General features: G+C 29.2%; 9 protein-coding genes. All 9 read right to left on the bottom strand.

Annotated elements, in window-relative coordinates; translation table 11 throughout:
- Positions 1–55: 55 nt before the first annotated feature.
- The gene (locus KQI30_RS04150) at positions 56–1327 is read right to left on the bottom strand and encodes an ABC transporter permease (protein ID WP_216461959.1); all 1272 of its coding nucleotides are present in this window, start codon (positions 1325–1327) and stop codon (positions 56–58) included.
- Entirely contained in the window at positions 1328–2365 is a 1038-nt protein-coding gene (locus tag KQI30_RS04145) for an FtsX-like permease family protein (protein ID WP_216461957.1), read from the bottom strand.
- 560 nt (positions 2366–2925) lie between these two features.
- The gene (locus KQI30_RS04140; protein WP_216461956.1) at positions 2926–3333 is read right to left on the bottom strand and encodes a hypothetical protein; all 408 of its coding nucleotides are present in this window, start codon (positions 3331–3333) and stop codon (positions 2926–2928) included.
- 309 nt (positions 3334–3642) lie between these two features.
- The gene (locus tag KQI30_RS04135) at positions 3643–5049 is read right to left on the bottom strand and encodes an MFS transporter (protein ID WP_216461955.1); all 1407 of its coding nucleotides are present in this window, start codon (positions 5047–5049) and stop codon (positions 3643–3645) included.
- Between the two features lie 25 nt (positions 5050–5074).
- A complete protein-coding gene (locus KQI30_RS04130) occupies positions 5075–6253 on the bottom strand; it encodes a M20 family metallopeptidase (protein ID WP_216461954.1) in 1179 nt (392 codons plus the stop codon).
- Positions 6254–6418: 165 nt separating this feature from the next.
- Positions 6419–7816 (bottom strand): dihydrolipoyl dehydrogenase, encoded by a 1398-nt coding sequence (lpdA, locus tag KQI30_RS04125; protein ID WP_216461953.1) that lies wholly within the window; start codon positions 7814–7816, stop codon positions 6419–6421.
- An 18-nt stretch (positions 7817–7834) separates the two neighbouring features.
- Entirely contained in the window at positions 7835–8833 is a 999-nt protein-coding gene (locus tag KQI30_RS04120) for a lipoate--protein ligase (protein ID WP_216461952.1), read from the bottom strand.
- 22 nt (positions 8834–8855) lie between these two features.
- Positions 8856–10274 carry an aminomethyl-transferring glycine dehydrogenase subunit GcvPB gene (gene gcvPB / locus KQI30_RS04115; RefSeq protein ID WP_216461950.1) on the bottom strand — a complete coding sequence of 473 codons (1419 nt, stop codon included), beginning with the start codon at positions 10272–10274 and terminating at the stop codon, positions 8856–8858.
- Positions 10275–10277: 3 nt separating this feature from the next.
- A complete protein-coding gene (gcvPA, locus tag KQI30_RS04110) occupies positions 10278–11588 on the bottom strand; it encodes an aminomethyl-transferring glycine dehydrogenase subunit GcvPA (RefSeq protein WP_216461948.1) in 1311 nt (436 codons plus the stop codon).
- Positions 11589–11590 lie beyond the last annotated feature (2 nt).

Below are 11590 nucleotides of genomic sequence, written 5' to 3'. Positions count from 1 at the left end.
ACTTGTCCATCACCTTTTCCATATACCTTTTTTATATTTCGTATATCTATGTAACTCATTCACTTAACCTCCTTAAAATAGTATTTATTTCTAACTTCTTTATCTTTCTATATGGTATATATGCAATAATCAAAACTATACAACAAAATACTATTATTAGGATAATTAATATTCTATTATCATAATATAATCCATAAGTATCTCTATTCTTAAAATACTGAAAATATGTTCCTAGCAACATTCCTACTCCAATCTGTATAACCGTTGAATATATATATCTTTTGGCTATATCTCCTTTGCTTGCACCTGATAATAAATGTATACCATGCTCCTCTTCTCTTTCCTTTATAGAATTTAATTGTACTGTTATTATTCCAATAGATATGAATAAAAATATCACTCCACTTAATGTTATAGATGCTTTAAAACTTTTACTCAGTTCATTTATCACTATATTTATTTGTTCTTTACAACTACTTAGCTTGAAATCATTTAACTTTAACTTAGAACTTTCACTTCTTATATCAGTAATTGCATCTTTTTTATTATTTGTTATTACCATACACCCAGTAAACCAATACTGTATTTTATCAAGAGTTGCATTTTCTAATGTTATATTACTCATAGGACAAATAACTCTATCCTCTAAATCAACTACTCCTACACTAGAAAAAAAGTAACTATTTTCAGATAATATACCTATAACTTTAGCTTTTCTTTCTTTTAAAGATAAATAATCAAAATATCTAAATTCATCTCCAATTTTATATATGTTCTTATATTTTGAACCTAATATAATTGGTGTCATATTTTTCTCTTCAAAGTCTTCATTCTTAAAAGTTCTTCCTTCTTCCAAACTTAATGGAAATTCATTTAAATAACCACTATCTATATAATAACTTTTTATATTTGAAAATTTTCCTTTTACATTTTCAATAGGATCGATATAATATTTTTCTTCCTCTTTCATAGAATAATAAAATTCTTCATTTTCAGTGAAATTTTCAATAAGCATATTACTGTCTTGAGCTGATAAAGATATAAATTTTTTATTATTTTTTAAAAAACTATATAATTTATATGTATTATCTATATTCTTATTTGAGTATATCTCCATCATCTTATTTGCATTGGTATTATCCACTAATCTATATACTTCCTTATTATTGAACAAATTCTTTGTTTTATTGATAGTATCTAACGTTTCTAATGTAGTACTTAATGCCTCTATTAGTATCATTGTTCCTATTAATACTTGTCCAACTATCATTAGACATATAATAGGTTTCCTTATAATTTCATTAATTGAATATCGTATATTATTCATTTAACAACACCTCATTATCTTAGAAGGTTCCATTTTATTTATATTATATATTGATATACCTGCTGCTATTAATGTAGTAATAATTGTTATGCCTAATACTGCAAGCATAGTGACAAAATAAAATTTTACATATCCGTCTCTTATATATGTTATGAATAAATATGATAAATAGCCTATAAAAAAAGATATTATACTAACTGTACTAAGTTCCTTTAATATTTCTAGTGATATTCTATTTTTAGTAGCTCCCATTGCTCTCTTAATGCCAATAATTCTACTTTTCCTCTTTATCCAATATATAGTAGTAAGACTTATATTTAATATCAATACAATAATAACCTTAATAATATTCTCTATAGAATATACATCTATTTTATTTAAAATTTTTGAAATTGGACTTTGATTTTCACTAATCTTTTCTCTAACTATTACATTTTTATTCTCATATATATTTTTTACATCTTGAAAAATTTCTTCATTTTCTCCTTTACTTTGAAGTATGTAGTGTCCTTGTAAATAAAAACTCGTATTATCTTTTATAAGTGAATCTAAATTAATATAGACACTACTGTCACAAGATGTTTCTTCTTTCCTATCTCCCATAATTCCTATAACCTTATAATATTCGTTTTCAATATAATAATAATTTTCTCCGTTTTTAACGATTATTTCATCCTTTAAATTTTTTCCTATAACCGCTAATTTATTATTCTTATTAAAATCATCTTCATAGAAAAACCTACCTTTTATCATTTTAGGCTCTTTATTTAATTTCCCCTTAAAATATATAGCATACTGCTTGTACCCACCTAAATCATCTCTCATAACCACATATTGGTTATCTAGGCTTAGAATCTTATTATCAATTTTTTCTCCATTATCACATGTAATTGTAAAATTTAAGCTGTTATCCCCTAAAAAAACATTCTCATCTAATTGTAATTTTAAATTTTTTTCTATAGTGTAAATTGAAAATATTAAAAAGAACGACATATTGACGAAAATTATACTTAAAAATATGTTATTTTTATATCGCATATATTCACCTCTTCCAGTTAAAAACATTTTATTACTACATTAATTTCACAATCACTTTCTTGAATAATAACATACTTATATACTCATCAATGAATTCTTTAGACAGTCTTTAGAAAGTCTTATGATTTTATTTCATTTATAAAATAATCAGCCAAAAAATAACAGGCATATTCAGCCTGTTATTGATAAAATTTATTTAACTTTAAAGATTCTAGTCTTATATTTTTTATATCTTAATGCATTAGCTCTCATATAATAAATTATTATTAATTATTCTTATCTATTAATAAACTTATCTAGTCTACTACTTAAATAACACATTAACACAAATAATCTCATTGTTAGTTCCTATCCTCATTGGTGGACCCCATGTAAATAATCCTGAAGTTACAATTATTGAATACCATTTTCATATGCCTTATGTCCATAATCAGTTTCAAAAATGTTGCTTGTGATAAAATTCAAAGGATATACTTGTCCACCATGTGTATGACCAGATAAAACTAAATCACCTATATTCATATATTCATTTATATTTGATGGTTGATGATCTAATACTATTAATTGTAATCTTTTACTTTTATTTTGCTATTATTATAAACTCCTATGGTAAATATTATAACTACGATAATTAAAGCTATTATAAATTCATATGAATTTGATATAGAAGTAAAACCTATACCTGAAATAGCTTTATTTAAAAGTCGTACAATTAGTAAGAAAATAAAAGTAAGTAAAGATACTCCCATCCAATAAGATCCTAACTTACCAACTATTAATCCTACATTCCTTGAAGATAACAAGTATGTTGAAATTGTCATGATAGTCAATATCCCTATTAATATAGTAATTAATATTGAAATTGCTATATTAAAACTACTTTCAGCAAAAATAAACGCTCTATAACCTATATAATAATTTATTAAAATATATAATGTACACACCAAGAACGATCCTACATTTCGCATATATTTTGTCTCCTTTTTACTTTTTATGTAATTTACATAATAAAATCCATATCCTATTATATCATAGACTTTCCTCTATTAATGTAAAAAAAGAATAGCCCAGCGGACTATTCTTCTATATAAAAAGGAAAATGATTTGAAAAAACTTTTAACTATTACTTACTACAAATACAATATATCAATTCTCTGTGACAACTTTATGACAATTCTAATAACTAAATATGAACTCAACCTTATGCAATAATAAATAAAGCTACGGCAAATTCATATTCATTTGCCATAGCTTCATATTTATAAATAATTATTAAACTATTTTTCCTTAGAACTATCTTTCTTTATTCCAAACAAAACTATTAAGAAACCTATTATTGCAACTAAAGCAGTTAGAAAGAAAACTCCATTAATACCTGTTTGAATATTATCTTTATTTACATCAAAAACAATACCGCAAATTGCTGCTGCAAATAAAGGAGATAATGAATTCATAAATGTTAATAAAGAAGTACCAATTCCAAGTTCTGATGGATCTAATGATGCTTGTGCTGCTGGTGTTATTGAAACAGCTCTAAAACTTTCTGCAATTCCTGTTAATGCTAATGCTACAAAGTAAATTATTACTGGTGTTTTACTAGTTGTAAATCCCATTACTATAAATGCAATAGCTACTAATCCTGTAGCCATCATCATAGCTTTCTTAGAATTTGCTGCTTTCTTAGTTACCCATAAACCAGTGAAAATTGGTAATATCATTATTAATATTGTACGTGGAAATTGAAGTGCTCCTGAAATTGTTTTAGATTGTCCTAAAACTTTTTGTACTGATAATGGTGCATACATATTCATTGCTTCTTGATAGAAATATGCAATTATACCAACTATTATTAGTGTTCTATATCTTTTATTAGTAAATAAATTAGTTGGAATTATAGGTTCTTGTGCACTCCTTTCCACCTTAACTAAAATAAATCCTAAAATAATTGCTGCTATAAATCCTACTATTATTTTTATATTTCCCCATCCGATTTTAGGACCATAGTTTAATGATAATAATAAAGCAGATAAAAATAATGCTAGTAACACTACACCCTTATAATCAATAACAGCCTTTGTCTCTCTCTTCTTATTTGGTAAATTAAATCCTATAAGTAATATACCTGCTAATAACGGGAATACTGGAAATATTATTCCAAGCTTAAGTAATCCGGCATCTGCTAATATACCTGCTATGATACTTCCAGCAAATCCTCCAATAGCAATAGAGCTTGAAAGTAAGCCTAATCTTTTAGGTACATCTTTTTGTTCAAAAATTTCACCAATTAAAATATATGGTGCTGCTGTAAATGCTCCTTGTGCAGCTCCTAATATAAGCCTCAATACCATGAATGGAACAACTGTTTTTACAATTCCCATTCCGATACCAGCAATTGCTGCTACAGAACCAGCTATTATAACAATATTTCTTCTCCCGAATAAATCCCCAAGTTTTCCTCCGATAGGTGTTAAAATTGCTAATCCTAATGAAGCAAAAATTGTTAACGTTGAAAAATAGCTCATTGCATCCATTTCTTCCAATATAGGTCCTTGAATAACTGCTAGGCTAAGTCCAAAACATGCAATTGATAACATTAAACAAATACAACCTACCATAACAAGGTTTCTCTTTGCCTTCGGTAATTGAATTACAACTGTTGACCCGTTACTATTTTCCTTTTTCATAACTATTCCCCCTTTTTATCCTTAACTATTTATTATTTTCAAGCCATCTTGTTGCACAATGTGCTAAATATGCTGCTCCTATTGGAAGTACTTCTTCGTTAAAAATAACCTTAGGATTATGACTTGGTGCCACATCCTTATCTGGATATCCTGCTGATAGGAACATATATGCACCTGGAACCTTTTCCAAGATAACAGAAAAATCATCTGATGCACTTGCTTGTATTCCTGGAACCCCCATTTGTCCTGGAACATTAAGTTCAGACATGTATGAAAGAATTTCTTTTGTAAAATCAGGATTACAAATTAGTGGTGGCACTTCTGAAATCATTTCTACTTCGGCAGTTCCTCTGTAAACTTCTGCAATTTTACTTGCAACTTCTTTCATTCTTGATACCATAATTTCTCTATTTTCTACAGAAGTAGTTCTAATTGAACCTTGTATCTCTGCAGTTTCTGGTATTATATTATTTGCTTCTCCAGCAACAAGTTTTCCTATTGTCATAACACAAGGACTTGAGCTATCTACCTCTCTTGCTATTATTTCTTCTAGTCCAAGATATATTTGAACTGCTATATGTATAGGATCTATAGAATGATGAGGATATGCACCATGAGCACCTTTTCCATGTACAGTAATTTTAAATCCATCATTTGAATACATCATAGTATTTTTATCATTATACATGTGTAAACCAACTGGCATTTTCCCTGGTCCAACATGATAAGCAAGAGCTGCATCTACCTTTGGTGATTCTAAAATTCCATCTTCTATTAGTGCCTTTGATCCTTTAAATATCTCTTCCCCTGGTTGGAATACTAACTTTACTGTTCCTTCTAACGCAGCCTCATTTTCTTTAAGCATTTTAGCTGCTCCTAACAACATTGTTGTATGTAAATCATGTCCGCAAGCATGCACTGCTTTACCACTCTTACATGCAAAAGGTTCTCCACTTTCTTCTTTCATCGGTAATGCATCCATATCAGCTCTTAGTAAAATTGTCTTACCATGTCCATTTCCTACCGTTGCTGTAACTCCACTTCCTCCAACTACTTTAGGTTCATAACCCATCTCACTTAGCTTTGACACTATATAATGACATGTGTTTGGCAGTTCCATACCAACTTCTGCATTTTCATGTATATAACGTCTATTAGATATTAATTCATCTTTCAATTCCTTAGCTCTTTCAAAATAATCCATTTAAATGCACGTCTCTTACATTTTAAGCATAAAACCTTATATTTCTTCCATTATTTCAATATTATAACCCTATTTTTGTATAATGTAAATTTGTAATTTTCTCTAAAATGCAATTTACGACACAGAAAAAATCATTTCTATTTTCACTGCGTCGTAAAATCAACTCTATTTTCTTTTTACTATATTATAAGCAAAAGCACTTTCTACAGCATCTACCAAAGCTTCATTATATGTAGGATGTGCTCTCATAGCACTTTTTAAATCCTTATCTGTCAATTTATTAGCTATTGCTGTTGATAATTCACCAATCATATCTGTTGCTCTTGAACACATCATCTGAGCACCAATAATCACATGTGAATCCTTCCTAAAAATCACTTTCATGAAGCCTCTTTCGTCATTTGATAAAATTGACTTACCATTAGATGATGTAATTGTTTTTCCTACTACCACTGGTATATTCATATTTTTAGCTTCCTCTTCAGTAACTCCTACACTTGCTATTTCAGGATCTGTATATACACAACTTGGTACAATATCTAAATTTATTGTAGGTACTTTTCCATTAATCTTTTCCACTGCAACAACGCCTTGTGCTGAAGCTACATGTGCTAATTGAATTCCAAAAATAACATCACCAATAGCATAAATATCTTTAATAGATGTCTCAAAATTTTCATCCACTACTATTTTATTTCTTTCTATTTCAATATTAATATCGCTATCAAATAAATCATCAATACATGAACTCCTTCCAATAGCTAAAAGTATTGAATCTCCTTCCACTGTACATGTTTCTTCTTTTTCTTTAAAACTACATATCAATTTATCATTTTCTTTTGATATGCCTTCTACAATTGAATTTGTATGAATACTTACATTTCTTTTCTTCAATATCATTTTTAAGTTCTGAGAGATTTCTTTATCCATATTAGGTAATATTCTTGGCATCGCTTCAATAATGGTTACTTTTTTATCTAGTGATGAAAATATAGTTGCAAATTCTACACTTATAACTCCTCCACCTATGATAATCAAATTATCACACTTAATATTGGGATTTGTTAAAAAATCATCGCTAGTAAATACACCATCAGTATCAATTCCTGGAATTTTAGGAATTGCAGGTTTAGATCCTGTAGCAATTAAAATTTTACCTCCCTTTACTTCTATTAATTCATCATAAGTTTTTATCTTAACAATATTATCTTTAAAAATTTTTGCTAAGCCTGTAAATAATGTTATATTATTAGTTTTAAATAATTGACCTATTCCTTTTCTTAATTTTTCAACTACATCATCTTTATATGAAAAGATCTTTTCCATATCATAACTTATCTCGTTATGGATAATTCCGTATTCTTCGCTATGTTGCATCTTTCTATAGAGTTCTGTAGCATGAATTAAAGATTTCGTTGGTATACATCCTCGATTTAAACAAGTCCCACCAAGTTCTCCTTTTTCGATTACCGCTACCTTCATGCCTAGCTTTGCAGCTTTAATCGCTGCAATATATCCGCCAGGTCCTGCTCCAATTACTATTAAATCGTAATTAGTGTCCATTAATTTCACACCTTCTCTCTACATATCTTGCTCTTTTATCAAAAGTGAAATATCCTGTACCATTTTTTCCTCCATAGATTCTTTACATTGATACTTAGATAATTTCTCACGAATCTTTGCTTTATCAAAAATTGTTTTGTTAATAAGATGCTTAATATCTATTATGAAATCTTGTTCCATAGCATCTGAATATATCTCAATATCATCTATAATTCCACTTTTAACATTGAACTGTATATTAATATCTCCCCACTGAAATCTTCTTCCTAACTCATACTTAAAATCTATTTTTCTTCCATATCTCCATTGCCAAGATTGAAATTCTTCTATCCTTTCTTGCAATATCTTTTCATCTATATCCTTCTCATCTAATTTATCTGGAATACAATTATACGTCTCTCCAAAAGCTTCTATTAACTTCTCTTTTAAAGATGCTATTGTTATGTCTTTGCATAAAGACGACAAATTTATTACTCTAGACTTTACTGAGTCAACACCTTTAGATTTTAGTTTTTCTTTTGAAACATTTAGATACTTAGATAAATCTTGCATATTTACGTTAACCATCAACGTACCATGATGATAGCAATTATCTCCACTTTTAAAAAATGCATTTCCTGAAAATTTTCTTTCATCTATAGTTATATCATTCCTACCATTTCTCTCTGCCTTTAATCCAAACTTTTCTAATGCCTTTATAATTACTTGAAGTTGCCTTTCAACACTGTAATTATCCTTATGCACAAGAAATGTAAAATTTAAATTACCTAGATCATGAAATACTGCTCCTCCACCAGATAGTCTTCTTGCCAAGTGTCCTCCGTTTTCTTCTAAAAAATCAACTTTGCACTCTTTCCAACTATTTTGGTTTCTACCAATAACTACAGTATTTTTGTTTTGCCATAAATATAAAATACATTGATCTTTTTCTACATTATCTAACAATACTTTTTCTAGAGCCAAATTATGATATGGATTCGTATTTTCAGTTTCCACATAAGTTAGCTTTTTTATCATAACTATCACTCTCTTTCAAATATTATTTGTATCTTAATACTGGATTACGTGCTGCTTTAACTTCATCAGGTCTTCTAATTGCTGTTAAAATAGGAGCATTATGGAGTGCTTCCGGTTTAGTTTTTGCTTTATTATATAAATCACGTAAAACCTCAATAGCTTTATCTAATGTTTTCTTTGATTCAGTCTCTGTAGGCTCTATCATTAATGCTTCATGTACTATTAATGGAAAATACATTGTTGGTGGATGAATACCCTTATCTAACAAGCCTTTTGCAATATCCATTGCTGAAATTCCTGTCTCTTTCTTTAAAAACTCAAGACTCATAACAAATTCATGCATACAAGTGTTATCATAAGCCATGGTATATATATCAGATAACTTTGCCATCATGTAATTAGCATTTAATACTGCATTTTTACTTGCTTTAGGTATTCCTTCCTTTCCCAAAGTTGCAATGTATGTTAATGCTCTAACAACTACAAGAAAATTTCCATAAAAACTTTTAACTTGTCCAATGCTTTCAGAATTATACTTAAATTTGCCACTTTCATCTATTGAAGGATTAGGTAAGAATTTTGATAAAATCTTCTTACAACCTACTGGTCCACTTCCTGGTCCTCCACCACCATGAGGTGTTGAAAATGTTTTGTGTAAATTAGTATGAATAACATCAAAGCCCATATCTCCAGGTCTTGCGATACCCATAATAGCATTTAGATTTGCACCATCATAATATGCTAACGCTCCTGCTTCATGTACTATCTTTGTAATCTCTAGAATATTTTTATCAAATAATCCAACAGTATTAGGATTAGTTAACATTAACCCAGCAGTATCATCTCCAACAGCTTCTCTTAATTTATCTAAATCTACTAATCCATCTTCCCCTGATTTTATACTTACAACAGTAAATCCAGCCATAACTGCACTAGCAGGATTAGTACCATGTGCTGAATCTGGCACTATAATTTTCTTTCTTTTAAAATCTCCTCTACTTTCATGGTATGCTTTAATAAGTAATAATCCTGTAAACTCACCATGAGCTCCTGCTGCTGGCTGTAATGTCATATCATCCATTCCTGTTATTTCACATAAATATTTTTTTGTTAAATTCATTACCTCAATACAACCTTCCATTGTATCTTCCGGTTGTAATGGATGTATATTTGTGAACTCTGGCAATTTAGCAATCTCTTCATTTATCTTTGGATTATACTTCATAGTACAAGATCCTAATGGATAAAACCCATCATTTACACCATGAGTTTTCTTTGCTAATTCAGTATAATGTCTACTTAAATCATTTTCTGAAAGTTCTGGCAATTTTAATTCCAAATTTCTTTTAAATTTATCTTTAACTTCATAAATATCAACATCACACTTAGGTAATATTGTACATCCAGTTCCCATGCAGCTTTTTTCAAAAATTAAATCCATACATTACACCTCCTTAAGTATCTCAATTACTTTATCAATATCTTCTTTGCTGTTCATTTCTGTACAACACCATAATATTTCATTATCACCTAATGGGTATCCACCTAAAATTCCATTATCCTCTAGAGCCTTCAATACAATATCACATGATCTTTCAGATACTGTTACAAATTCATTAAAAAACTCCTTATTGTATTTTAATTTTTGTCCAACTTCACTTAATCTATTAGCCATATATTTTGCTTTTGACATACTTTGTAATGCAACTTCCTTTATTCCTTCACTACCCATTGCGGATAAATAAACTGATGCAGTTAATGCACATAATGCTTCATTTGAACATATATTACTTGACGCCTTTTCACGTCTTATATGTTGTTCTCTAGCTTGTAGTGTTAATACAAAAGCTCTTTTTCCTTCTGAATCCGTTGTCTCCCCTACTATTCTTCCAGGTAACTTTCTTACCATAGACTCTATACAAGCCATAAATCCTAGATATGGTCCTCCACATGATAATGGCATTCCTAAAGGTTGTCCCTCACCAACAGCGATATCTGCCCCATATTCTCTAGGAGTTTTCATTATTGCCAAAGAAATAGGATTAGCACCGATAATATATTTTCCACCAACATCATGTATACACTTTCCTAACTCCTCTGTATCTTCAATATTTCCATAAAAGTTTGGTTGTTGTATATATAAACAAGCTGCTTCACTTTCTAAAGATTCTTTAAGGAATTCTATATCTGTTACTCCATCCTTTTCTGGCACTATAATTAGTTCCATTTCACTGCCCATACAATAAGTCTTCATAGTTTCTATAACTTCAGGATTTGTTGTAGCAGAAACATATGCTTTTTTATGCTTTCTATCTCTACACATTGTTAATGATTCCGCAGCTGCTGTTGCTCCATCATATACTGAGGCATTAGATACATCCATTCCTGTCAAATTACATATCATAGTTTGATATTCAAAAATTGACTGTAATATACCTTGGCTAATTTCTGCTTGATATGGAGTATATGCTGTTACAAATTCTTCTTTACTTATTACACTATTAACTATAGCTGGAATATAGTGATTATAGGCTCCGGCACCTCTAAATATTGAAGAAAACACTTTATTTTTACTAGCTATACCTTCCATGAACTTTTTTACTTCCATCTCAGAAAGTCCCTCTGGTAAATTTAAATCACCTTTAATTTTCACTTCTTCTGGTACATCTTTGAAAAGATCATCGATACTTTTAACACCTATTGCATCTAACATTTCATTCTCTTCTTTATTAGTCGTTGAAACATATGATCCCATAT

The sequence above is a fragment of the Clostridium bornimense genome, from assembly GCF_018917145.1.
In the GTDB taxonomy this organism is placed as follows: domain Bacteria; phylum Bacillota; class Clostridia; order Clostridiales; family Clostridiaceae; genus Clostridium_AN; species Clostridium_AN bornimense_A.
Note: the sequence above shows the minus strand (reverse complement) of the source record. Positions and strands in the feature narration are given on the sequence as shown.